Origin of the sequence: Actinocorallia longicatena, from assembly GCF_039534125.1 — a bacterium.
In the GTDB taxonomy this organism is placed as follows: domain Bacteria; phylum Actinomycetota; class Actinomycetes; order Streptosporangiales; family Streptosporangiaceae; genus Actinocorallia; species Actinocorallia longicatena.
The window spans coordinates 149,816-172,255 of sequence record NZ_BAAAUV010000002.1 but is presented as its reverse complement, the minus strand read 5'-3'; the positions used below and the strand labels follow the sequence as shown (position 1 = coordinate 172,255).

The 22,440-nt window shown below is 68.9% G+C and carries 23 protein-coding genes; 11 read left to right on the top strand and 12 right to left on the bottom strand.

The features are described from left to right. Nucleotides 1–54 precede the first annotated feature (54 nt). Nucleotides 55–465, top strand: coding sequence for an HIT family protein (locus ABD785_RS03765; protein WP_344822120.1), 411 nt, complete (start codon nucleotides 55–57; stop codon nucleotides 463–465). A 17-nt stretch (nucleotides 466–482) separates the two neighbouring features. On the opposite strand, the gene ABD785_RS03760 is transcribed toward ABD785_RS03765, so the two are convergent. Continuing rightward, nucleotides 483–749 carry a type II toxin -antitoxin system TacA 1-like antitoxin gene (locus tag ABD785_RS03760; protein WP_344822118.1) on the bottom strand — a complete coding sequence of 89 codons (267 nt, stop codon included), beginning with the start codon at nucleotides 747–749 and terminating at the stop codon, nucleotides 483–485. Between the two features lie 46 nt (nucleotides 750–795). Further along, nucleotides 796–1,278 carry an Lrp/AsnC family transcriptional regulator gene (locus ABD785_RS03755; protein ID WP_425547735.1) on the bottom strand — a complete coding sequence of 161 codons (483 nt, stop codon included), beginning with the start codon at nucleotides 1,276–1,278 and terminating at the stop codon, nucleotides 796–798. A gap of 203 nt (nucleotides 1,279–1,481) precedes the next feature. Here ABD785_RS03755 and ABD785_RS03750 point away from each other — a divergent pair, with 203 nt between their 5' ends. From ABD785_RS03750 to ABD785_RS03725, 6 genes are all read left to right on the top strand, one after another. Then, a complete protein-coding gene (locus ABD785_RS03750; RefSeq protein ID WP_344822114.1) occupies nucleotides 1,482–2,918 on the top strand; it encodes a gamma-aminobutyraldehyde dehydrogenase in 1,437 nt (478 codons plus the stop codon). Between the two features lie 78 nt (nucleotides 2,919–2,996). Next, nucleotides 2,997–4,106: an ABC transporter ATP-binding protein gene (locus tag ABD785_RS03745; RefSeq protein ID WP_344822112.1), complete on the top strand. Its 1,110-nt coding sequence runs from the start codon at nucleotides 2,997–2,999 to the stop codon at nucleotides 4,104–4,106. Then, entirely contained in the window at nucleotides 4,103–5,326 is a 1,224-nt protein-coding gene (locus tag ABD785_RS03740; protein WP_344822111.1) for an ABC transporter substrate-binding protein, read from the top strand. Before ABD785_RS03745 ends, ABD785_RS03740 begins: the two co-directional genes overlap by 4 nt. Then, nucleotides 5,326–6,180, top strand: coding sequence for an ABC transporter permease (locus ABD785_RS03735; protein WP_344822109.1), 855 nt, complete (start codon nucleotides 5,326–5,328; stop codon nucleotides 6,178–6,180). The genes ABD785_RS03740 and ABD785_RS03735 overlap by 1 nt, the downstream gene beginning before the upstream one ends. Continuing rightward, nucleotides 6,177–6,959 carry an ABC transporter permease gene (locus ABD785_RS03730; RefSeq protein ID WP_344822107.1) on the top strand — a complete coding sequence of 261 codons (783 nt, stop codon included), beginning with the start codon at nucleotides 6,177–6,179 and terminating at the stop codon, nucleotides 6,957–6,959. Before ABD785_RS03735 ends, ABD785_RS03730 begins: the two co-directional genes overlap by 4 nt. A gap of 88 nt (nucleotides 6,960–7,047) precedes the next feature. Next, on the top strand, nucleotides 7,048–8,454 hold the full coding sequence (locus ABD785_RS03725) for an NAD(P)/FAD-dependent oxidoreductase (protein WP_344822105.1): 1,407 nt from the start codon (nucleotides 7,048–7,050) through the stop codon (nucleotides 8,452–8,454). Between the two features lie 86 nt (nucleotides 8,455–8,540). On the opposite strand, the gene argG is transcribed toward ABD785_RS03725, so the two are convergent. From argG to ABD785_RS03675, 10 genes are all read right to left on the bottom strand, one after another. Then, on the bottom strand, nucleotides 8,541–9,983 hold the full coding sequence (gene argG, locus ABD785_RS03720) for an argininosuccinate synthase (RefSeq protein ID WP_344822103.1): 1,443 nt from the start codon (nucleotides 9,981–9,983) through the stop codon (nucleotides 8,541–8,543). A 46-nt stretch (nucleotides 9,984–10,029) separates the two neighbouring features. After that, nucleotides 10,030–10,512: a GNAT family N-acetyltransferase gene (locus ABD785_RS03715; protein WP_344822101.1), complete on the bottom strand. Its 483-nt coding sequence runs from the start codon at nucleotides 10,510–10,512 to the stop codon at nucleotides 10,030–10,032. Between the two features lie 110 nt (nucleotides 10,513–10,622). Beyond that, on the bottom strand, nucleotides 10,623–11,903 hold the full coding sequence (locus ABD785_RS03710; RefSeq protein WP_344822099.1) for a hypothetical protein: 1,281 nt from the start codon (nucleotides 11,901–11,903) through the stop codon (nucleotides 10,623–10,625). Next, on the bottom strand, nucleotides 11,903–12,340 hold the full coding sequence (locus tag ABD785_RS03705; RefSeq protein ID WP_344822097.1) for a cupredoxin domain-containing protein: 438 nt from the start codon (nucleotides 12,338–12,340) through the stop codon (nucleotides 11,903–11,905). The genes ABD785_RS03710 and ABD785_RS03705 overlap by 1 nt, the downstream gene beginning before the upstream one ends. A 74-nt stretch (nucleotides 12,341–12,414) precedes the next feature. Then, a complete protein-coding gene (locus tag ABD785_RS03700; protein ID WP_344822095.1) occupies nucleotides 12,415–13,191 on the bottom strand; it encodes a serine/threonine-protein kinase in 777 nt (258 codons plus the stop codon). A 24-nt stretch (nucleotides 13,192–13,215) separates the two neighbouring features. After that, the gene (locus ABD785_RS03695; RefSeq protein ID WP_344822094.1) at nucleotides 13,216–14,814 is read right to left on the bottom strand and encodes a cation:proton antiporter; all 1,599 of its coding nucleotides are present in this window, start codon (nucleotides 14,812–14,814) and stop codon (nucleotides 13,216–13,218) included. Further along, nucleotides 14,814–16,052, bottom strand: a complete 1,239-nt coding sequence (locus ABD785_RS03690; RefSeq protein WP_344822092.1) for an FHA domain-containing protein — start codon at nucleotides 16,050–16,052, stop codon at nucleotides 14,814–14,816. The genes ABD785_RS03695 and ABD785_RS03690 overlap by 1 nt, the downstream gene beginning before the upstream one ends. Beyond that, the gene (locus ABD785_RS03685; protein ID WP_344822090.1) at nucleotides 16,049–16,489 is read right to left on the bottom strand and encodes a hypothetical protein; all 441 of its coding nucleotides are present in this window, start codon (nucleotides 16,487–16,489) and stop codon (nucleotides 16,049–16,051) included. Before ABD785_RS03685 ends, ABD785_RS03690 begins: the two co-directional genes overlap by 4 nt. Before the next feature lie 3 nt (nucleotides 16,490–16,492). Beyond that, the gene (locus ABD785_RS03680) at nucleotides 16,493–18,019 is read right to left on the bottom strand and encodes a hypothetical protein (RefSeq protein ID WP_344822088.1); all 1,527 of its coding nucleotides are present in this window, start codon (nucleotides 18,017–18,019) and stop codon (nucleotides 16,493–16,495) included. Nucleotides 18,020–18,162: 143 nt separating this feature from the next. After that, a complete protein-coding gene (locus ABD785_RS03675) occupies nucleotides 18,163–18,696 on the bottom strand; it encodes a PH domain-containing protein (protein WP_344822086.1) in 534 nt (177 codons plus the stop codon). A gap of 67 nt (nucleotides 18,697–18,763) precedes the next feature. On the opposite strand from ABD785_RS03675, the gene ABD785_RS03670 reads away from it, so the two are divergent. The 4 genes from ABD785_RS03670 (at nucleotide 18,764) to ABD785_RS03655 (ending at nucleotide 22,395) form a co-directional block, all read left to right on the top strand. Continuing rightward, entirely contained in the window at nucleotides 18,764–19,192 is a 429-nt protein-coding gene (locus tag ABD785_RS03670; protein WP_344822084.1) for a winged helix-turn-helix domain-containing protein, read from the top strand. Nucleotides 19,193–19,359: 167 nt separating this feature from the next. Beyond that, nucleotides 19,360–21,588 (top strand): sensor histidine kinase, encoded by a 2,229-nt coding sequence (locus tag ABD785_RS03665; RefSeq protein WP_344822082.1) that lies wholly within the window; start codon nucleotides 19,360–19,362, stop codon nucleotides 21,586–21,588. Next, the gene (locus tag ABD785_RS03660; protein WP_344822080.1) at nucleotides 21,585–22,007 is read left to right on the top strand and encodes a roadblock/LC7 domain-containing protein; all 423 of its coding nucleotides are present in this window, start codon (nucleotides 21,585–21,587) and stop codon (nucleotides 22,005–22,007) included. Before ABD785_RS03665 ends, ABD785_RS03660 begins: the two co-directional genes overlap by 4 nt. After that, nucleotides 21,994–22,395: a DUF742 domain-containing protein gene (locus ABD785_RS03655; protein WP_344822078.1), complete on the top strand. Its 402-nt coding sequence runs from the start codon at nucleotides 21,994–21,996 to the stop codon at nucleotides 22,393–22,395. The genes ABD785_RS03660 and ABD785_RS03655 overlap by 14 nt, the downstream gene beginning before the upstream one ends. Nucleotides 22,396–22,440 lie beyond the last annotated feature (45 nt).

The window sequence follows — 22,440 nt, the reverse complement described above, 5'->3', positions numbered from 1 at the left end:
CCCGGGGCGTCACGGACCCCCGGGGACGGTCCCGCTCGGTTACCCTGCGATGCCATGGGTTCGTGTCTGTTCTGCAGGATCATCGCGGGGGAGCTGCCGGCGACCCTCGTGCTCGAGGAGAAGGACTGCGTGGCCTTCCTCGACACGCGGCCGCTGTTCAAGGGGCATGTGCTGCTGGTGCCGCGCGAGCACCACGAGACGCTCCCCGAGCTGCCGCCGGAGCTGGTGGAGCCGCTGTTCTCGACCGCGCGACGGCTGGCGAAGGCCGTCGAGAACGGGCTCGGGGCGGGCGGGAGCTTCGTGGCGATGAACAACAGGGTCAGCCAGAGCGTCCCGCATCTGCACGTCCACGTGGTCCCCAGGGTCAAGGGGGACGGCCTGCGGGGGTTCTTCTGGCCCCGGCACTCCTACGAGTCCGAGGCCGAGGCGGCGGATGTCGCCATGCGGATCACCGGGGCGCTCTGAGCCCCGTGATGAGGGGCCTAGTCGGTGGACAGGGCGCCGAGCATGGAGGTGAGGGGTTCCGACGAGGTCGGGTAGACCTCGTCCCAATCGGATCTGAGTGCGGCATCGGTGTAGATGTCGCGTTCGGCGCGGTCGAGGACCGCGCAGAGGATGTACTGACCGACCGTCCAGCCTTGGAGCTCCGCGGCTTTCCTGATGATGTTCGCCTCTTCCTCCGTCGTGCGGAAGCCGAGGTCGTCGTCGCGACGCTCTGAGGGGAGGTCTTGGTGAGCCGACACCGACATTCGGGTCTCCTCTCCTGACAGGTACCAAAGGTACGCCCGTAATGGGTTACCTGGTACCCCAGGAATACGTCTGCTTACGTAGCTTCAGGTAGACGAAGCTCTCCGTGCTGACGACGGTGGGCACGGCCCGGATGCGGCCGAGGAGCTCCAGCAGCTGGTCATCGGTCTCGGCGACCAGTTCGACGAGCAGGTCGAAAGAGCCGGCGGTGATCACTACGTAGTCGATTTCGGCCATGTCCGCGAGGTGGTCCGCGACCTCCTGGAGGTCGCCTTCGCACTTGATGCCGATCATCATCTGGCGGGAGAAGCCCAGCATGAGAGGGTCGGTGACGCCCACGATCTGCATGACGCCCGTGTCGAGAAGGCGCTGGACCCGCTGGCGCACGGCGGCTTCGGACAGCCCCACGGCCTTGCCGATCGCCGCGTAGGAGCGGCGGCCGTCCTCCTGTAGTTGCTCGATGATCTGCTTTGAGGTGTCATCGAGGTGGACGCGGCCGTTGCGGGGGTGGGGCTCGCTCATGTGGCCCATCCTTCCGGTTCGCCGGGGCTCGGAGAGCCGCATAGCCTCAAAGGTGCCGTACGGTACCGCAGCTCGCAACTGCATCGCGTCCTCAGGGCGGCCTCGTACAAGGGATTTCGTTGCGAAATGTGATCGTAACAACGGAATCACTTGTTAGAGAGGTTATGCTCTGCCAAGGTCAGTGCGACACAGGACACACTCGGAGGTCGAAGATGACCGGCAAGGCGCTCCTGCGCAACTTCGTCAACGGAGAGTACGTCGAGGCCAAGGACGGCCGTTACAGCGACGTGATCGATCCGAGCACCGGCGAGGTCTACGCGCAGGCACCGGTTTCGAGCGCAGCGGATGTCGACGCCGCCTTCCAGGCCGCCGCGGCGGCCTTCCCCGGCTGGCGCGACGCGACGCCCAAGGAGCGGAGCCTGGCTCTGCTGAAGATCGCCGACGCGATCGAGGCGCGGGCGGAGGAGATCGTCGCGGCGGAGAGCCGCAACACCGGGAAGCCCGTCCAGCTCACCATGGAGGAAGAGATTCCGCCCATGGTCGACAACATCCGCTTCTTCGCGGGCGCGGCGCGGATGCTCGAGGGCAAGTCGACCGGTGAGTACATGGCCGACCACACCTCCTCCATCCGGCGCGAGCCGATCGGGGTCTGCGCGCAGGTCGCGCCCTGGAACTACCCGATGATGATGGCCGTGTGGAAGTTCGCCCCGGCGCTGGCGGCGGGCAACACCGTCGTGCTGAAGCCGTCGGACACCACGCCCGTCTCCACGCTGCTGCTGGCGGAGATCGCGAGCGAGTTCCTCCCGCCGGGCGTGTTCAACGTCGTCATGGGCGACCGTGACACCGGCCGCGCCCTGGTCGAGCACCCGACGCCGCAGATGGTCTCCATCACCGGCTCCGTGCGCGCGGGCATGGAGGTCGCCGCCTCCGCCGCCCGCGACCTGAAGAAGGTCCACCTCGAGCTGGGCGGCAAGGCCCCGGTCGTGGTCTTCGCCGACGCCGACATCGCCTCGGCGGCCGAGGGCATCGCGGGCGCCGGCCTGTTCAACGCCGGTCAGGACTGTACCGCCGCCACCCGCGTGCTCGTGCAGGAGTCGATCGCCGAGGAGTTCACCGCCGCGCTGGCCGCGGCCGCCGCGGACCTCAAGACCGCGGGGCCCGACGACCCCGACGCCTACTTCGGCCCGGTCAACAACGCCCACCAGCTCGCCCAGGTCCAGGGCTTCATCGACCGCGTGCCCGCCCACGCGAAGATCGAGACCGGCGGCCACAGGATCGGCGACACCGGCTACTTCTTCGAGCCGACCGTCATCTCCGGCTTCAGGCAGGACGACGAGCACATCCAGAACGAGATCTTCGGCCCGGTCATCACCGTCCAGGCCTTCGACACCGAGGAGACGGCCGTCGAGTGGGCCAACGGGGTGCGCTACGCGCTCGCCGCGTCCGTCTGGACGAAGGACCACGGGACGGCCATGCGCATGACCAAGGCGCTCGACTTCGGCGCGGTGTGGGTCAACACCCACATCCCGTTCATCTCCGAGATGCCGCACGGGGGCTTCAAGCACTCCGGGTACGGCAAGGACCTGTCGCTCTACGGGTTCGAGGACTACACCCGGATCAAGCACGTCATGCACTACATCGGCAAGTAGCACCACCCGCTCCAACCCCTCCGCGGCCACCCCAGGGCCGCGGGGGGACCGCGCGAGACCCCCGAAGGACCAGTGGTAATGGCCGCAGAAGAAATCCCCGCCATCGAACTCAAAGGCGTCGTCAAGGAATTCACGGCGCACGGAGAGATCGTCCAGGCCGTCAAAGGCGTCGACCTGACCATCGCCCAGGGTGAGTTCTTCTCGCTCCTCGGCCCGTCCGGCTGTGGCAAGACCACCAACATGCGGATGATCGCCGGCTTCGAGGAGCCGACCCGCGGTGAGGTCTTCCTCTACGGCGAGAACGTCACCGGTGTCCCCGCCAACAAGCGCGACGTCAACATGGTCTTCCAGTCCTACGCGCTCTTCCCGCACATGAGCGTCCACGAGAACGTGGCGTTCGGCCTCAAGCGCAAGGGCGTCGAGAAGAACGAGATCAAGAAGCGCGTCGGCGAGATGCTCGAGATCGTCGGCCTCACCGGCCGCGAGAAGCGCCGTCCGCGGGAGATGTCCGGCGGCCAGCAGCAGCGCGTCGCGCTCGCCCGCGCCCTGGTCAACCGGCCCCGGGCCCTGCTCCTGGACGAGCCGCTCGGCGCGCTCGACCTCAAGCTCCGCCAGGCGATGCAGAGCGAGCTCAAGCGGGTCCAGCGCGAGGTCGGCATCACCTTCGTCTACGTGACGCACGACCAGTCCGAGGCCCTGACGATGTCGGACCGGATCGCGGTCATGTACGACGGGGCCATCGAGCAGCTCGGCACTCCGCGCGAGATCTACGAGGCCCCCGCCTCCAAGTTCGTCGCGGGCTTCATCGGCACGTCGAATCTGCTGTCCGGGAACGTGACAGGCGTCACGGACGGCGTCGCCACGCTCGCTTTCGGTGACGACGGCCTGATCGAGGTTCCGCTGCGCGACGTTTCCGTCGGCGAGGGCGCGACGCTCGAGCTGACCGTCCGGCCGGAGAAGATCGACCTCACCAAGACCAAGGTCGACAACTGCAGCTCCGTGCGCGGCACCGTCACCGAGGTCGTCTACCTGGGCACCTTCACCAACTACAGCGTCGTCACGGCCAAGGGCGAGGAGGTCGTGGTGTTCGTGCAGAACGCGAACAACCCCGACGACCTCGCCGCCCGCGGGGACGAGGTGTGGCTGTCCTGGGAGCAGCGCCACAGCTATGCGATCGGCGCCGCATGAGCCGCGGGGCGATGGACGCCGCCTTCCGGCGGGGCCTGACCCGGCCCCGGGCCTCGCGGCGCGACTTCCTCAAGCTGATGGGCGCGGCCGGCATCGTCGCGGGTGCCTCGGCCTGCTCGATCCCCGGCCAGGGCGGGCGCGGCAGCGTCACGCAGGCCCAGATCGACGCGTTCTGGAAGGGCAAGGTCAAGAACGGCAAGCTGAACTGGGCCAACTGGCCCGGTTACATGCAGGACGACCACTACACGATCAAGCAGTTCGAGAAGCAGACCGGCGTCTCCGTCGAGTACAAGGAAGCGATCCAGGAGGCCGGCGACTGGTTCGGCAAGATCCAGGCGCCCCTGGCCGCGAACCAGTCCATCGGCTTCGACCTGATGGTGATCACCAACGGCGTCCAGCTCTCGAAGTGCATCCAGCTCGGCTACCTGGCCCCGCTGGACCACAAGCAGCTGCCGAACTTCGACAAGTACTCCGGGCTGAAGAACCCCGCCTACGACCCCGGGAACGCCTTCACCGTCCCCTACCAGTCGGGCATCACGGGCATCGCCTACAACACCAAGTACGTCAAGGACCCGATCACCAGCATCAAGCAGCTGTGGGACCCGAAGTACAAGGGCAAGGTCGGCATGATGGCCGACTCCCAGGAGCTCGCGAACTTCGGCCTGTTCTACCTGGGCATCGACCCGGAGAAGTCGACCGAGGCCGACTGGAACAAGGCCGCCGAGGTGCTCAAGCAGCAGCGGCCGCTGGTGCGCAAGTACTACCAGCAGGACTACATCGACGCCGTGGCCAAGGGCGACGTGTACATCACGCAGGCGTGGTCGGGAGACATCTTCTCCCTGGCCAACGAGGACGTGAAGTTCGTGGTCCCCGCCGAGGGCGGCACGATCTGGACCGACAACATGTGCCTGCCGAAGACCGCCGCCAACCCGGTCGACGCGCTCATGATGGCGAACTTCCTGTTCGACCCCGTCAACCAGGGGCCGCTGGAGGAGTTCATCAACTACGTGACGCCCGTCCCCGGCGCCCGCGACGTCATCCTCAAGCACGCCGCGGAGTCCACCGGCGAGGACAAGCAGACGCTCGAGGACCTGGCCAACAGCCCGCTGGTGTTCCCCTCCGCGGAGGACATGAAGAAGCTGAAGACCTACCGCACCCTCGACAACACGACCGAACCGGTCTTCCAGAAGATCTTCCAGCCGATCGCACAGGGGGCGTGATGAGAAAGCGGCTCGCACCCTATTTCCTGCTGCTTCCCGGCGGCATCTGGATGCTGGCGTTCTTCGTGATCCCGCTGGTGTTCATGGCGTCGGTCTCGCTGATGACCGGCAACATCATCGACGGGTTCAAGCAGACCTGGCACTGGAACAACTACATCGACGGGTTCTCCACCTACAAGGAGTACTACGTCAGGTCGCTCTGGTACGGCCTGCTCGCCACGGTCCTGTGCATCGCGCTGGCCTACCCGGCGGCCTACTGGATCGCGTTCAAGTCCGGCCGGCACAAGTCGACCTACCTGTTCCTGCTGCTCCTGCCGTTCTTCGTGTCGTTCGTGCTGCGGACGGTCTCGTGGAAGCTGGTCCTCACCGACAACGGCCCGATCCTCGGCCCGCTGAAGGACTGGGGCCTGCTGCCGCAGGACTTCCACGTGCTGGACAGCGCGATCGCGGTCGTCACCGGGCTGACCTACAACTACCTGCCGTTCATGGTGCTGCCGATCTACGTGGCGCTGGAGAAGATCGACTTCCGGATCGTCGAGGCGTCCTACGACCTCTACTCCTCCCGGGCCGCCACCTTCTCCAAGGTGGTCTTCCCGCTGTCGCTGCCCGGCGTCTTCGCCGGCGTCATCATGACGTTCGTGCCGGTGTCGTCCGACTACGTGAACTCCGAGGTCCTGGGCGGCCCGAAGAACACGATGATCGGCCACATCATCAGGCAGGAGTACTTCGAGAACAGCGCTTACGCGGTCTCCTCGGCCCTGTCGTTCAGCCTGATGGCCATCCTGCTCATCGGCATCTTCATCTACGCGCGTGCCCTCGGCACCGAGGACGTTCTGGAGGCGGCGGGACGATGAAGAGGCTCAAGGGCAGAGGTCTGCACCTCTACACGCTGGTCCTGATCGCCTGGCTGATCCTCCCGATCGCCGTCATGATCCTGTTCGGGTTCAACGACACCCACTCGAAGCAGAACTTCGAGTGGGAGGGCTTCACCCTCAAGTGGTACCGGCACCTGTTCGACAAGTCGGACCTGACCGACGCGCTGGTCAACTCGCTGACCATCGCGGCGATCAGCACGGTCGTCACCACGGTCCTCGGCACGTTCGTGGGCCTGGCGCTGGGCCGCTACCGCTTCAAGGGCAAGGGCCTCACCAACCTCGTCCTGTTCGCGGCGATCTCGTCTCCCGAGATCGTCATGGGCGCGTCACTTCTGTCCATGTTCGTCACGCTCTCGGCTCCCCGCGGGTACTGGACGATCGTGATCGCCCACGTCATGTTCTCGCTGTCCTTCGTCGCCGTGACGGTCAGGGCCCGCGTTGTGGGCCTGGACCCGTCCGTCGAGGAGGCCGCGCAGGACCTCGGCGCGGACGCCTTCACCCGCTTCCGGCTGATCACCCTTCCGATGATCATGCCGGGTGTCATCTCCGGTGCGCTGCTCGCCTTCGTGCTGTCGGTGGACGACTTCGTCATCACCAACTTCACGAGCGGCTCCACCGTGACGTTCCCGTTGTGGATCTACGGATCCACGCGGACGGGAACACCACCCCAGGTCAACGTCATGGGGACGTTGATCTTCGCTGTCGGTGTGCTGATCGCGATCGTCAACGTGATCTCCGCACGCCGCCGCAAAACCTGAGAAGTGACCCTAGTGCCCGGCCGGAGGGCATCCGTCCCGCAGGGACGGACTCCGGCCGGGCGCCCAGGGGGCACAGGAGAAGGGAAATGTGAACGCGCTCAAGGCTCTCGCCGAGGCGGAGCCGACACCGTTCTGGCTGCAGGATCCGGCTCGTCCCGAGCCGCTGCCGTCGCTGGTGGAGACGACCACCTGCGATCTGGTGGTCATCGGGGGCGGTTACACAGGCCTGTGGACCGCGCTGATGGCCAAGGAGAGGAACCCCTCGCTCGACGTGGTCCTCGTGGAGAAGGACCGGATCGGGGGCGCGGCGTCCGGCCGCAACGGCGGCTTCTGCGCCGCCTCGCTGACCCACGGCCTGTGGAACGGAATGGACCGCTGGCCGGGAGAGATCGAGACCCTGGAGCGGCTCGGCCACGAGAACCTGGCCGAGATCGCCGCCACCGTCGAGCGGTACGGCATCGACTGCGACTACGAGCCGACCGGCGAGCTCCTGGTCGCCACCGAGGACTGGCAGCTCGAAGGCCTGGCCGAGGAGGCCGAGCACGGCGCCCGGCTCGGCCAGGACCTGCGCCTGTTCGACCGCGACCAGGTCCGGGCGGAGATCGACTCCCCGACCTACCTCGGCGGCCTGTGGGACGTCAACGGCGCCGCGATGCTGAACCCCGCCAAGCTGGCCTGGGGGCTGCGGGAGGCCTGTCTCTCGCTGGGGGTGCGGATCTACGAGCGCACCGAGGTCACCGGCCTGTCGGGCGGCCGGAAGGCCGAGCTCACGACCCCCTACGGCCGGATCAGGGCGTCGAAGGTGGCGCTGGGGACGGGCGTCTTCCCGCCGCTGCTCAGGCGGTTGAAGCACTACCTCGTCCCGGTCTACGACTACGCGCTGATGACCGAGCCGCTGACGCCCGCCCAGATGGAGTCCATCGGCTGGAGGAATCGGCAGGGCATCGGCGACTCGGCCAACCAGTTCCACTACTTCCGGCTGACGTCCGACAACCGGATCCTGTGGGGCGGCTACGACGCGATCTACCACTTCCGCAACGGGCTGCGTGAGGAGCTGGAGCGCCGCCCGGAGACCTTCGCGCTGCTCTCCAGCCAGTTCTTCACGACGTTCCCGCAGCTGGAGGGGGTCGGCTTCTCCCACAGCTGGGGCGGGGTCATCGACACCTGCTCGCGCTTCTGCGCCTTCTACGGCAAGGCGCTGAACGGCGACCTGGCCTATGCCGTCGGCTACACGGGCCTGGGGGTGGGCGCGACGCGCTTCGGCGCCAACGTCATCCTCGACAACCTCGGCATCGGCCTGAAGCCGGGTGAGACGACCGAACGCCTCCGCCTGGAGATGGTCAGGTCCAAGCCGTTCCCGTTCCCGCCCGAACCGTTCCGCTTCGGCGCCATCCAGCTCACCCGCTGGTCCATCGCCCAGGCCGACCGGAACGCGGGAAGACGCAACCTCTGGCTGCGCACCCTCGACCGCATGGGCCTGGGGTTCGACAGCTGATCATGCTCGGCCCGACCTGAGACGGGCGACGAGACGCGGCGGGCCCGCCCCCTTCCCGGGGGCGGGCCCGTTCGCGTTCGTCATGATCAGTCGGTGCCGAACTCCATGGCGGCGTGGTCGAGGAGCTCGTCGTGGTCGGGGCTCTTGCCGCGGGAGGCGATGGCCTCGGAGCCGCCCTCGGGCAGGACGTCGATGAGACCGGAGGCGCGGGCCGCGGGCACGAGCGCCTGGTGGGGGGTGCCGATGAGGCCCAGCCCGGCGTACAGCTCCAGCTTGGCGCGGGAGTCGGCGATGTCGAGGTTGCGCATGGTCAGCTGGCCGATGCGGTCGACGGGGCCGAACGCGGAGTCCTCGGTGCGCTCCATGGACAGCTTGTCGGGGTGGTAGCTGAAGGCGGGACCCGTGGTGTTGATCACGGAGTAGTCCTCGCCGCGCCGCAGCCGGAAGGTGACCTCGCCGGTGACGGCACTGCCGATCCAGCGCTGGAGCGACTCGCGGAGCATCATCGCCTGGGGGTCCAGCCAGCGGCCCTCGTACAGCAGCCGGCCGAGCTTCCGCCCGTCGGCGTGGTAGATCGCGAGGGTGTCCTCGTTGTGGATGGCGTTGACCAGCCGCTCGTAGGCGGCGTGCAGCAGCGCCATGCCCGGGGCCTCGTAGACGCCCCGGCTCTTGGCCTCGATGACCCGGTTCTCGATCTGGTCGGACATGCCCAGGCCGTGCCGGCCGCCGATGGCGTTGGCCGCGAGGACGAGGTCGACGTCGGAGGCGAACTTCTCGCCGTTGATCGTCACGGGGCGGCCCTGCTCGAAGCCGATCGTGACGTCCTCCGCGGCGATCGCCACGGACTCGTCCCAGAACCGGACGCCCATGATCGGCTCGACGGTCTCGATGCCGGCGTCGAGGTGCTCCAGGGCCTTGGCCTCGTGGGTGGCGCCCCAGATGTTGGCGTCCGTGGAGTAGGCCTTCTCCGTGCTGTCCCGGTAGGGCAGGTCGCGCTCCAGCAGCCACTCCGACATCTCCTTGCGGCCGCCGAGCTCGTGGACGAAGTCCTCGTCGAGCCAGGGCTTGTAGATCCGCAGGGACGGGTTGGCCAGCAGGCCGTAGCGGTAGAACCGCTCGATGTCGTTGCCCTTGAAGGTCGAGCCGTCGCCCCAGATCTGGACGTCGTCCTCGAGCATCGCCCGGACCAGCAGGGTCCCGGTGACGGCCCGCGCCAGCGGCGTGGTGTTGAAGTAGGTGCGCCCGCCCGACCGGACGTGGAACGCCCCGCAGGCCAGGGCCGCCAGCCCCTCCTCGACCAGGGCGGCCCGGCAGTCGACCAGCCGGGCGATCTCCGCGCCGTAGGCGGTGGCACGGCCGGGCACCGAACCGATGTCGGGCTCGTCGTACTGGCCGATGTCGGCGGTGTAGGTGCAGGGCACGGCCCCCTTCTCCCGCATCCACGCGACCGCTACGGAGGTGTCGAGCCCTCCGGAGAAGGCGATTCCGACACGAGCGCCGACAGGCAGGGAGGTGAGCACTTTGGACATGCGGATAAGTATCCATCTCGCCGCATGAACATGCAACCGCTTTCGCTCATTTACTCGCGGTGTCGAAGGAGATCCACGTGTCAGGGGGAAGATCGGACTGTCGCCGGTGCGCCGAGGTCCACCGGTCGCCCACGAGGGCGGTGGCGACGCGGGGCCAGAACCGGGCGGCGGGCAGGTTGTCGTCCTGGAAGGGGATCTGCCACGGGCCGGGATGGCGGGAGATCACTTCGCGGGCGGAGCCGAGGCCGAGGCCGGACCGGCGCGCGCCGCGCACGACGAAGAAGGCGCTGAGCACCCGGGCCCGCTCGCCGACGCCCCGGACGAGGGCGAACCCGGCCGGGAGAGCGCCGCTGACGACGAGGTAGGGGATCCAGCCGGGCTCGTCGAAGGCCGCGTGCAGCCGCTCGGAGCGGAACTCCCCGCCCGGCCCCGGCAGCAGGCCCCGCCACTCCGACAGGTCGTGCTGGAACAGCGGCCAGAGGCGTTCCACGACGGGACGGTCCTCGGGCAGGGCGGGGCGCACGGGCATGGGGGGCTCCTCGGAAATGGGAAAAGCCTCCCGTTCGGAGTCGAGTCCGAGCCGGGAGGCTTCGCAGAGGATCATCTTACCAAGGCACGTCCGGCCCGTCCGGCCGTCCGTCAGGCGGCGAAGAGGAGGGTGAGGCCGCCGACGGTGTAGAAGACCATGAGGAGCAGGAGGGGGAGCTGGCCGGTGAGGGCGTGCCTGCGGGGGAGGAGGGTGATGGCGCGGTCATGGGCGGCGAAGACGCCCAGGACATGGCCGAGGATCACGGCGCCGGCGCGGAGGAGGGCGCTGGTGGTGTTGCCGAGGATCTCGTTGTCGGGGAGCAGGTTCGCGGTGCCGAAGTAGTCCGCTCCCGTGCCCATCGGGTCCGACCAGAGGATCACGGCCTGCTGGCCGCCCGACAGCAGCAGCGTGAAGTAGTGGGCGACCACGTAGCCCGCGGCGATCGGGATCAGGGAGTGGGCCAGGGCCATCGGGCCCGAGCGGCCCATGGTGCGGGTGGCCAGCCAGTAGGTGAGGGCCACGAGCAGGATCAGGGCGAGCAGGCCCAGGGTGGAGGTCAGGCCGCGGGGGAGCGGGCCCGACTGGACCTTGTCGATCCACCAGGGGTTGCGGGAGAAGCCGTCGTAGGCCGTCGAGCCGAGCATGACCGCGACGACCGCGACCAGGCCCGGGGCCTCGGGGGTACCGGCCAGCCCGTTGAACGGGTTGCGGAAGACGAGATGGCCGTCGGGGTGGCGGCCGATCGGGGCGAGGCGGCCCAGCAGACCCGAATAGGTCTCGAAGGGATCGGCCTTGTCGAACCACTCCTCGCCGAAGACCGTCGAGGCCACGACGGTGACGGCCGCGTAGATCGCGAACCAGGTCAGCAGCACCGAGCCGTCGATGCGGTTCTTGGGGACCAGTTCCATCCACGTGAAGGCGAACAGTCCCACCGCGGCGGGCCAGTAGCCGATCCAGGACGGCAGGGCCGCCAGCGGCCTGCCGCCGCTGAGCAGCGCGATGCCCTTGTGGACGGCGCGCAGCGGGTTGAGCAGCTTCCAGACCGGGCCGAACAGCAGCGACAGCGGGACGATCCCGACCCAGAACAGGATGTAGATCGTCCAGGGGGCGGGGTTGGCGTTGCCGCCGGGGCCGAGCGCCGCCGCCCAGGCCGTCGCCAGCGTCATCAGGACGCCCGCGAGCAGCAGGACCGCGCGCGTCACCCGGGAGCCGGCGAACGCCTCCAGCCAGGCCGGGACGCGGCGCCCGGCGTCGGCGCGGAAGCGGGAGTCCTGCCAGACGAACCCGAGGGCCATGAACGAGATCAGGACGGCCAGAGCCGCCCCGGCCAGCAGGAACTCCATCGGGATCGGCAGGTCCTGACGCCCGCCGATCCCATGGGCCAGGACCATCAGGAGACCTCGAGCTTGAACAGCAGCAGCCCGCTCTCGTGCGTCTCGACCTCGAAGGTGCCGGTCTGGTCGGCGGTGAACTCGATGACGCCGGGCTGTCCCGCCTTGAGCTCCAGCGACTTGTCGAAGCCGTGGACGTGCAGCTCGTCGGCCTTGTCACTGGTGACGGTGACCTTGATCTTGGTGCCCTCGGCCACCTTGTGGGTGGACGGCCGCGGCGAGACCTTGCTGCCCGCGATCGTGACGTTGATCTCCGTGCCGTCGAAGGCGGGAGCGGCCGAGGGGCTCTCCGAGGCGGAGGCCGTGGCCGAGGGGGCGGCCGCGGAGCTGGTGGCCGGGGCCGCCGTGGGGGTCTCGTCCTTCTTCTCGCCGCCGCAGGCGGTCAGGAGGAGGGGGAGGGCCACGACGGGGACGATCAACCGGAGACGGGAGGACACGAGCGGGACTCCTGGGGCGGGACGGTCAGGTACCCGCACAGTGTAGGGAGCCCGCCGTAGCGGCCCCGTAAGAATCACTCCAGAGCCGTGGCCACCTCGAGCGCCGACGGGCGGGATCCGGGGTCCTTGAGACAGCTCGTCACCAGGTCGGCGAGGTCGCCGGGGATCTCCGGGGAGATCACCGGTGTGGTCGACAACACTGTACGGAGTGTCAGCAGTGCGTCGTCGGTGGGCAGCTTCCCGTACAGGCCCTGCCCGGTCAGCGCCCAGTGCAGCGACGCCCCGAGCGACCACACGTCCGAGGCGGGCGAGGGCTCGTCGCCGCGCAGCAGCCCGGGGTCGGTGAACTCGACCGAGCTGATCCGGCCCATTCCCGTCACCTGGACGCCCGGCGTCAGGGTCTGGGAGAGCCCGAGGTCCGACAGCTTCGCCCCGGTCGCGGTCAGCAGCATGTTGCCCGGCTTGATGTCGCGGTGCACGATCCCGGCGTCGTGCAGGGCCTGGGCCGCCCGCGCCGCGCAGGCCACCGCCCGGACCCCGGCCTCGGCGGAGACGGGGGAGGCGGGCTCGGCCAGCGAGCCGCCGGGCAGGTACTCCATCGAGTAGTAGAAGACGCCGCCCTGCTGCCCGGCGTCGTAGAGGGTCACCAGATAGGGGGACTGGACCACGGCGAAGGCTTTCAGCTCGCGGGTGGCCCGGCGGAAGGCGTCCTCTCCGGTGCCCCCGCACACCTTGACGGCCACCTGCTCGGCCTTCACCGGCAGCCTGGCCGGACGGCCCGCGAGGAAGAACTCTCCGTGGTTGCCCTGGCCCAGCGATCGGATGAACTCGTAGTCGGCGATGCCCTGCATACAGGCTCCAAGATCGATATGTGTCTATGGCGAGGGGATGAGGGGCCCGACGACCTCGTCGGGCTCGGCGGCGGACACGAAAGCGTCCAGCTCGCCCTCCGGATCGGCGCTGAACCGGGTGTGCACCTGGACGGGCAGCCGCGGTGTGCGGACCCGTGCGGCGGCGGACTCGAGGCGGCCGAGGATCGAGGTCAGCTCGGCGAGCTCCTCGGAGAGCCCGAGCCCGACCTCCAGCCGTTCCCCCGGATAGCGCGGCAGGTGGACCAGGACCAGCTCGGCCGAGTCGTGCTCGGCGGCGGCGGCCGCCCCCGCCGTGGCCAGCGCGTCCGCGTGGCCGAGGTCGGGGATCACCACGGCGACCCGGTGCACCAGATGCTCGCCGAGGGCGGCGCGCTCGGCCTCGGCGAGGTCCCTGGCGACCTGCTCGCGGGGGTAGACGAGGTTGAGCAGCGGCCCGGTCATGGCCGTGGTCACGAGCGCCATGACGACCATCAGGGAGTACAGCTCGGTGTCGAGCACGCCCTTCTGCAGCCCGACCGACAGGATGACGATCTCGGTGAGGCCGCGCGTGTTGATCAGCGTGGCGAGCCCGGCGCTCTCCTTGCGCGGCACCCCGAGGAACCGCGCGGAGACATAGGCGCCGGCCAGCTTCCCGACGATCGCGACGACGAGGATGCCCAGGAGGGTCCAGACGCTGGACGCCTCGAGCGTGGTCAGGTCGACGCTGAGCCCGGCCACGACGAAGAACATCGGCAGCAGCAGCAGGACCGCGAGCTGTTCGAGGCGCTCCAGGATCTCGTGGTTCAGCTTCTCGGCCGCGCCGCCGCGGGGCATCAGGGCGCCGAACAGGAACGCGCCGAAGATGAAGTGGACCTGGAGGTACTCCGTGGTCCAGGCGGCGCCGAACATGCCGAGCAGCACCAGGGAGAGCAGGTTGGGGGTGAGCCGCCCGGCCCGCTCGTAGGAGGGCACGAGGCGGCGCAGCAGCGGCCGGACCACGAAGATCATCAGTAGCCCGAAGGGGACCACGAGGACGATCTTCCACTGGCCCTCGCCCGAACCGGCGATGGCGACGACGGCCGCGAGGACCGTCCAGGCCAGGACGTCGATGACGGCGGCGCAGGCCAGCGCGAGACCGCCGAGGCGGGTGCGGTGCATGTTCCGGTCGGTGAGGATCCGGGCCAGCACCGGGAAGGCCGTCGCGGACATGGCGGCGCCGAGGAAGAGGACGAACGCGAGCTTCTTGTCCTCGGGCGCGTGGTCGTCGACCAGGAGCAGGGCCAGGCCGCAGCCGAGGACGAACGGCAGCGCCGTCGACCCGACCGACACCCCGGCCGCCACCCGTCCCTTGCCCTTGACCAGCCGCTGGTCGAGTTCGAGGCCGACCACGAACATGAACAGCACGAGCCCGACGTCGGCGAGGGCCTTGAGCGGGGACAGGATGTCCTCGGGGAACAGGTCCCGGCCGATCACGTCGCCCAGCAGCGACGGCCCGAGCGCGATCCCCGCGACGATCTCGCCGACCACCGGGGGCTGCCCGACCAGCCGGGCGCCGTAGCCGAGCAGCCTGGCCAGCGCCAGCACGACCACCAGGTCGAGCAGCAGGATGTCGACGCGCAGCATCAGCGCTTCCTGTTCGACTCGTAGCGGAACGAGCGTTGCGCCCCCACCTGGATGACGCTGCCGGGCGGGACCATGACCGTCTCGCCGCGCTGGAGCTGCCGCTGCGGCATGTCGGGCTCCTTCAGGAAGGTGCCGTTGACGGAGCCGAGATCGGTGAGCTGGACGTCCCACTGGTTCAGCGAGATCTTGATGTGCCGCCGCGAGACCGAGCCCTCGGCGTCGGTCAGCCGGACGGGCCGCGCCCGGCCGGCGACGACCTCGGGCGCGGGCTCGGGCGACCGCCCGATCACGTAGTCGGTGTCGAGCCGCAGGGTCATGCCGTCGTCGAGCAGCAGCACCCCGAGCGGGGGCCGCGCCGACTGCCGGGGGATCAGCGACATCTGCACCATCGCGATGCCGCACACCCCGCAGTACTGCACGCGCGGGTCGTTGAAATGGCCGTTCTTGCAGTCCGCGCCCCACACCAGCGGCCGGGAGTCGGGCATCGGCGCGGCGGCGGGCGGGGCCGGGGCCGGCGGCTGCTCCGAGGGGATCAGCAGGACCGACTCGAACGGCTGCTCCCGGATGTCCTCGGCCAGCGTGACGTTCGCGACGACCTGGGGACGGCGCGGCCGCAGGTCGACGGGGGCGTCACCGATCCTGGGCGGGGCGTCGGGGCGGCCCGTGGGCCCCTCGACGTTCTGCGGGGCCCGCGCGGTCGGCCCCTCGACCTCGTGCCCGTGGCCGTGCCCGTGGCCATGGGCCGCGGGCGGATGCATGGGCGCGAACAGGCACTGGAGGCCGCCGCCGGGGACGATCCCGGAGTCGAGCCGCCAGCGGGTGTCGCTGCCGCCCGCGCCGGGCAGCCGCAGCTCGACCTGGTCGACCCGGCCGCCGATGAAGCGGTCGGTCCAGGTGAGGGCGTCGCGGCCGTCGAGCCTGACCTCGCCGCCGGGGCCGGTGACCATCGCGGTGGCGGCCCCGCTGACCAGCACGGCCACCCCGCCCTGCACCGGGCCGGCGACCGCGCAGGCGTGCTGCTCGGACATGTTCGAGGACAGCACCAGGGCGACCCGGTGGGCGAGGTCCCGTCCGCTGCCGCCGCGCGCGGCGACCTCGTTGAGCACGCCCAGGAGCTTCTCGGCGTCGGCGTCGGTGCCGTCGCAGACCATGAGCAGCCCGTTCTGCCGGGCCACGATGCCCTCCCCGCGCAGCGGCCGGACCACGGCGCCCGTCCCGTTGCTCACGGCCTGGTTCACGCGAGCCTCCCGCCGCGGAAGCGCCAGCGCACGAACGGCACCCGCATCGGGCCGTTGGCGAACAGCCAGACCGCCACCCAGACGACGGTGAAGTCGACCCAGAACGTGCTGGCCGACGGCGCGGCCGTGATCCCCGGGATCAGGTCGAGTCTCAGCAGGACGAACAGCAGGACGCCCTCGTTGATCAGGTTGAGCAGGCCGAACATCGACGGCCAGTCCTTCTCCCACCGGAACTGCATGAGCCCGTGGTAGACGAGCTCCCAGCCGACGCCGATGACGGCGACGGCCAGCAGCACGACGAAGGTCGTCCGGTAGACGCCGGACAGGGATCCGGAGGTGCCCGGCAGGACCGGGCCGATGATCGCCGTGACGAGGACGCCGACGGTGGCGAGGAGGAACAGCCGCGTCTGGATGCGGCCGAGGAGCGTGGGGACCATCGATCAGACCGCCTTGTTCCGTGCCCAGCGGAGCCACTGCGCGGTGGACCGGAGGGGACCCATCTTCTTCACGAACCTGCGCCGGCCCAGGTCGTCGGCGATCTCCTGGGCCGCGATCTGGAGGCCGAGGAAGGTGTCGACACCGGGGAAGTAGCCGCCGAGGGTGGCCGTCCCGGACGCGTAGAGCACCCCGTCGCCCGAGGCCGCCCCCTTCACCTCGAAGTGCCGTTCGACGTCGAGCCGGTTCACCGGGTTGCGCCCCGCACCGGAGTGCCTGAGCAGGTCGTCGATGACGCGGTGCTCGGCGATGTCGGCGGTCAGCCCGGTGCAGTCGATGATGAAGTCGGCCAGGAACTGCTGCTGCCTGCCGTCCTCGGAGCGCAGATGCGACACGAGCCTGCCGTTGGGCCCCGGCTCGACCTTGTCGACCACGCCCTGCATGTTGTGGTACCAGCCCTCGCGGCGGCCCTTCTTCATCTGGGACTGCCAGCGGCGGCGCTTGGGCGTGTTGGTGCCGCCCATGTCCTTGTACTTCTGGGCCCGCTCGGCTCCCTCGAGCTTGCGCATCTCGGCCTTGAGCTGGCCGCCCCACACCGACTTCGGGTAGTTGAAGCCCTGGTAGGCCCAGCCGTCACCGCCCCGTCGCCGCATGAAGACCGACGGCCCGTGCGCCCCGCTCACGAAGGTGCGGAAGGTGTGGACGATCTGCGTCTGGGTGCCGAACTTCTCGCGGTCGTCCATCAGCCGCTGCAGGATCCGCGAGGCCACGATCCCGCCGCCGCGCACCATGACGGTGCCGGGCTGGGTCTTGAGGAACTCGTAGATGTGCTCGTGCGGCTCGTAGGCGTTGACCACGTGGTGGTAGTCGTGGTGCTTCTCGCGGAACTCCTGCAGGTCGGGCAGGAACTTCAGCCCCGGGTACCCGATGGCCAGGTGCACGAACCGCGACCGGAACGCGATGCGCTTGGTCGGGGTCGCCCCGGCCGGGGGGGTGAGGATGGTGAAGTAGCCGCCGCCGTGCCGCTTGCGCACCATCCGGACGTTGCCCTTGGCGACCATCGAGAAGTAGTCGATCCGCTTGGCCTCGCGCTCCAGGTTCTTGAAGACGGTGCCCGCGCGCGGGGTCCAGTAGTCGTTGAGGATCGGCTCGGTGCCGATGTGCCACAGGTGCTTGAGCGACTTGTCCTTCCACGCCTCCTCCAGCGCGTAGGACGGGAAGCCCCACAGGTTGTCGGGGCGCGAGGAGGAGTCGGACCGGATCCGTTCCGTCCGGGGGATCTGCGAGCACCGGGTGAGGTACTCGTAGGTCTGCCACGGGTGGTCGATGTTGGTGAGCACCCGGATCTGGGAGGTCGGGACCCCGTAGATCCGCAGGTAGTCGACGGTGACGAACGAGCCGATGCCACCGCCGACGGTGACGAACGGGACGTCCACGACCGGGATGCCCGCGGCGGCGACCATCTGGTCGGTCCACTGCGAGGTGTGGAGGAGTTCTTGAGAGAGGTCTCCGTGAGTGGGGGGAGTTGTCACGTCACCTGGTCCCTGCGTGCAAATGTGAGGAGCTGATAACCCTTTGGATGCAGCAACCTTCGCCTCGGTTGGGTCCCGGCTGCAAGGGTTCAATGTCCCGTCCTCACCGGTGACCCGCATGAGTACGGGCTACCCGCTCACTCTCAGTCGTCGCCCGGGTCCTCGAGGCCGAAGATCATGGTGGACACCTCAAAGTACAACTGCTCCGGATACGGCATGAACGTGACATTCCGAAACGCTTGGTCCTGTCCGGCGGACTCCATGATGAACGTTCCGTAGTCGAGGAGCCTGCCCTGAAGCGGACGTTCCAGATTGATGTCGGTGACCTTCTTCAGGGGGATCATGCCGATCCGCCGGTCGATCAGGCCCCGGATGTACAGCAGCCGGTGCTCGGTGACGATGAAGTACTCGATCGACCAGGTCACGACCTTCCAGAGCAGCCGGCCGAGCAGGAACAGCCACGCGAGCCAGACCACGGTCATGCCGAGGCCGGGGCCGAGCCACTCCGAGACGAACCCGGCGAGGATGAGCCCGCCGAACACCTCGAGGACGTAGCGGAGCAGGGAGGCGGGGTGCCGCCGTACCGCGAGCACGCTCTGCTCGTTCGGCATCAGGTACTTCTTGAAGGCCTTGGCCCTGTCGATGTCGCGTACGACCATCACGTCGTTGAAGCCCACGGATCCAGCGTACCTTGAGCGCCCGTATACCTATATTTTCTACCAAGTTAGTGGTTAATATTGGGTCATGGACGCCGCACTCAAGGCCGTCGAAGGCCTCCCCGCCGACCAGGGACAGCTCCTCGGAGTCGTGCCGCTGGAAGGAACGGACACCGCGCTCGTCATCGTCGCCCACACCGTCAGGCTGGGGCGCGAACCGCAGGATCCCGTGGTCCACGAGGGACTGACCGTCGACGCGGTCTCCCGTTCCGCGCTCGTCGACGGGCGGAAGATCCCACTGACCTACCAGGAGTTCGAGCTGCTCGCCCACCTCACGGCCAGTCCCGGCCGGGTGCACTCGCGCGGGCAGCTCCTGCGCGCGGTATGGGGGTACACCGAGGCCGGATCGGTGCGGACGGTCGACGTCCACGTGCACCGGCTGCGCAACAAGCTCGGACCTTACCGTGACAGGATCGTCACCGTCCGGCGCCTGGGCTACATGTACACCCGGCGTTGACTATGCCTGACCTGACTGTTGGATTTGTCCTGGGTTGACCAGGTGTGTTTAGCGGACCAAGATGATGGCTCGTGGGGGCGGTGTGACGGCTATTACTTGGATTGCGTAGGTTCCTGATGTCGAAACCCCGTCCGACGCGGACACGTTCGGTACGCGCGCGGATCGCATTGCTTCTGGTCATCCCGCTGGTGTCCCTGATCGGCTTGTGGGGATTCGCGGCACAGCTCACGCTGAAGGACGCCCTGAACAAGTTCCAGATCTCGACGACGTACAACAAGATCGGTATTCCGGGACAGAATCTCGCGGGCGTCATCCAGTACGAGCGCAAGGCCAGCGCGGTCTTCATCGCGGCCGGACGCCCGACGGCCAAGCTCGCGAACGGCACGCCCAACGAGGCGCTGCAGGGCCTGCTGCAGATCCGCGGAATGGTCGACCTCGCGCTGAAGGAGTTCAAGGCCAAGGCCCTGAACGCCACGATCAACGACGAGTCCAGCGGCGCGATCGAAGAACAGCGCAAGAAGTTCGTCGAGGCGCTCGACAAGCTCCCCGAGATCCGCGACGCGGTCGACCGCGGCGGATTCGCCTACTCGCCCATCAGGGCCATCGAGGACTACAGCTCCGTCGTCGGCACGGGCATCAACCTGTTCGCCTCCCTGGTCATCGTCGACGACCTGCGCGTCTACCAGGAGGGCCACGCCCTCATCGGGCTCGGCTGGGCCCGCGACTTCATCATGCGCGAGGACACGCTGCTGACCGTCGCGATGGTCCAGCAGGGCAAGATGAACATGCGCGAGCACCAGATGTTCGCCGGCTGGGTGCAGACCAACCGCCACCTGCAGGACACCTCCTACCTCGAGCTCAGCGACAAGAACAAGATCACTGCTGACGGGGTCGTCGGAGGCCAGACCTACAAGGACTTCCTCGCGCTCGAGGATCGCATCAACGCGACCCAGGGACGCCTCACCCCCGACGTCACGCGCGACTGGCCGAACGTGTCCAACACGCTCATCGAGACCTGGTCCCAGGCGCTCAACAACTCCGGCGCCCAGCTCAAGGCCGACGCCGAGCCCATCGGCGACCGCATCGTCTTCCGCCTGGTCTTCGCCGGCGGACTCGGACTCCTCGCGGTCATCTTCTCGATCGTCATGACCGTCCTGCTGGCCCGCAACCTCTCGCGCGAACTGCGCGGACTCCAGGCCGCGGCCAGGGAGCTCGCCGAACAGCGCCTGCCCTGGGTCGTGTCACGGCTGCGGCGCGGTGAGAGCGTCGACGTCGCCAAGGAGATCCCGCCGCTCGACATCCCGACCCGCACCGCCGAGGTCGCCAAGGTCGCCGAGGCGTTCAACAGGGTGCAGCGCACCGCCATGGAGACCTCCGTCGGCGAGGCGCACCTGCGCAAGGGCATCAGCCGCGTCTTCCTCAACCTGGCCTGGCGCAGCCAGTCGCTGCTCCACCGGCAGCTCCGGATGCTCGACGCCCTCGAACGGCGCGCGCCCGACCCCGACACCCTCAACGACCTGTTCCAGCTCGACCACCTCACCACCCGCATGCGCCGGCACGCCGAGGGCCTCATCATCCTCTCGGGCGCCGCACCCGGACGTACCTGGTCCAAGCCCGTCCACATCACCGACGTGCTCCGCGGCGCCGTCGCCGAGGTCGAGGACTACACCCGGGTCGAGGTCATCTCCGACTCGCCCGTCGCCCTCGCCGGCGCGGCCGTCGCCGACGTCATCCACATGCTCGCCGAACTCGTCGAGAACGGCACCGCCTACTCGCCGCCCCCCACCGAGGTGACCGTCCACGGCGAGGTGGTCGGCAACGGCTTCGCCGTCGAGATCATCGACCGGGGAGTCGGCCTCACCACCGGCGAATTCATCGAACTCAACCAGCGGCTCGCCCAGGCCCCCGAGTTCGACCTCGCCGACACCGACCGCCTCGGCCTGTTCGTCGTCTCACGGCTCGCCGCACGGCACGGCATCAAGGTGACCCTGCAGCCCTCCGCCTACGGAGGCGTCAGCGCGGTGGCGCTCCTGCCCCACTCGCTGATCGTCCCCGAATCGGCCATCAACGACCCCATCGAGCAGCCGCGGCTGCCGCAGGCGGTCATGGCCGAGTCGGTCCACCAGCCGACGGGACCGCAACCGGTCACCGGGCAGCCGGTCGGCGGGCCACAGCCCGTCCCGGCCATCCCCGCCGAGGACGGCGGGCTGCCCAAGCGAGTCCGCCAGGGCAACCTGGCACCCCAGCTGCGGAACTCGGCGGACTCATCGGCCGAGAACCTGGCGGCACCGGTGCCGGTCGACGACGAACGCGCACCCGAAGACTCCCGCAACCTGTTCAGCTCACTCCAGGCTGGCTGGGAACGGGCCCGGGACGAGCACGAGGATGGATCATGACGGGAATGACGCGCGCCGCATCCGAACTGGGCTGGCTGCTGGACGACCTCGTCGACCGCGTCGGCGAGGTGAGCAAGGCCGTCGTCCTGTCCAGGGACGGCCTCGTCATGGGCGTCTCCCGCGGCATCTCCCGCGAGGAGGGCGACCACCTCGCGGCGCTCGCCGCCGGCCTGCACAGCCTCGCCGGCGGGGCCCGCGCGCACTTCGGCGCGGGCGAGGTCAGGCAGACGATCGTCGAACTCGACACCGGCCTGTTCTTCGTCGCCTCCGCCGGCAGCGGAAGCTGCCTGGCGGTCCTCTCCCAGGCGGGAGCAAACGCCGGACTGGTCGCCTACGAGATGTCGATGCTCGTCAAGCGGGTCCGGCGCCTGTTGTCGACCCAGCCGAGGCAGCCGGGAGCTCCCAATGGATCGGTTTGAGCCGCGCGCGGAACCCAGCAAGTTCGACGAACGCTGGGTAGACGAGGAAGCGGGCCCCATCGTCCGCTCCTACGCCATCGCGCGCGGCCGTACCCAGCCGCGCGGAGTCTCGCTGGACCTCGTGACCCTGCTCCAGTACACCGGCCACGAACCGCCCCGCGACTTCCGCATGACCCGCGAAGACCAGCGGATGATCGCCCTCTGCCGCCGGCCCTGCACCGTCGCCGACCTCGCCTCCGACCTCGACCTGCCCCTCGGCGTCGTCAAGGTCCTCGCCGCCGACCTCTGCCACAACGGCCTCCTCGAGATCCGCCGCCCCGGCAGACCCATGCAACACGCCGACCAACAGCTACTGCAACGCGTCCTGGACGACCTCCGTGCCCTCTAGGGGCGGCGGTCGCCCGCTCAGCGATCTCGCCGAACACATGTGAAG

Bases quoted from the DNA above. Each gene is read 5' to 3' on its own strand.
- ABD785_RS03730 (WP_344822107.1), top strand. From the start codon at position 6,177: ATGAAGAGGCTCAAGGGCAGAGGTCTGCACCTCTACACGCTGGTCCTG.
- ABD785_RS03670 (WP_344822084.1), top strand. From the start codon at position 18,764: ATGGACGCCGCACTCAAGGCCGTCGAAGGCCTCCCCGCCGACCAGGGA.
- ABD785_RS03695 (WP_344822094.1), bottom strand. From the start codon at position 14,814: ATGCTGCGCGTCGACATCCTGCTGCTCGACCTGGTGGTCGTGCTGGCG.
- ABD785_RS03740 (WP_344822111.1), top strand. From the start codon at position 4,103: ATGAGCCGCGGGGCGATGGACGCCGCCTTCCGGCGGGGCCTGACCCGG.
- ABD785_RS03755 (WP_425547735.1), bottom strand. From the start codon at position 1,278: ATGGGCCACATGAGCGAGCCCCACCCCCGCAACGGCCGCGTCCACCTC.
- ABD785_RS03750 (WP_344822114.1), top strand. From the start codon at position 1,482: ATGACCGGCAAGGCGCTCCTGCGCAACTTCGTCAACGGAGAGTACGTC.
- ABD785_RS03760 (WP_344822118.1), bottom strand. From the start codon at position 749: ATGTCGGTGTCGGCTCACCAAGACCTCCCCTCAGAGCGTCGCGACGAC.
- ABD785_RS03710 (WP_344822099.1), bottom strand. From the start codon at position 11,903: ATGGTCCTGGCCCATGGGATCGGCGGGCGTCAGGACCTGCCGATCCCG.
- ABD785_RS03735 (WP_344822109.1), top strand. From the start codon at position 5,326: ATGAGAAAGCGGCTCGCACCCTATTTCCTGCTGCTTCCCGGCGGCATC.
- ABD785_RS03685 (WP_344822090.1), bottom strand. From the start codon at position 16,489: ATGGTCCCCACGCTCCTCGGCCGCATCCAGACGCGGCTGTTCCTCCTC.
- ABD785_RS03715 (WP_344822101.1), bottom strand. From the start codon at position 10,512: ATGCCCGTGCGCCCCGCCCTGCCCGAGGACCGTCCCGTCGTGGAACGC.
- ABD785_RS03660 (WP_344822080.1), top strand. From the start codon at position 21,585: ATGACGGGAATGACGCGCGCCGCATCCGAACTGGGCTGGCTGCTGGAC.
- ABD785_RS03655 (WP_344822078.1), top strand. From the start codon at position 21,994: ATGGATCGGTTTGAGCCGCGCGCGGAACCCAGCAAGTTCGACGAACGC.
- ABD785_RS03700 (WP_344822095.1), bottom strand. From the start codon at position 13,191: ATGCAGGGCATCGCCGACTACGAGTTCATCCGATCGCTGGGCCAGGGC.
- ABD785_RS03765 (WP_344822120.1), top strand. From the start codon at position 55: ATGGGTTCGTGTCTGTTCTGCAGGATCATCGCGGGGGAGCTGCCGGCG.
- ABD785_RS03745 (WP_344822112.1), top strand. From the start codon at position 2,997: ATGGCCGCAGAAGAAATCCCCGCCATCGAACTCAAAGGCGTCGTCAAG.
- argG (WP_344822103.1), bottom strand. From the start codon at position 9,983: ATGTCCAAAGTGCTCACCTCCCTGCCTGTCGGCGCTCGTGTCGGAATC.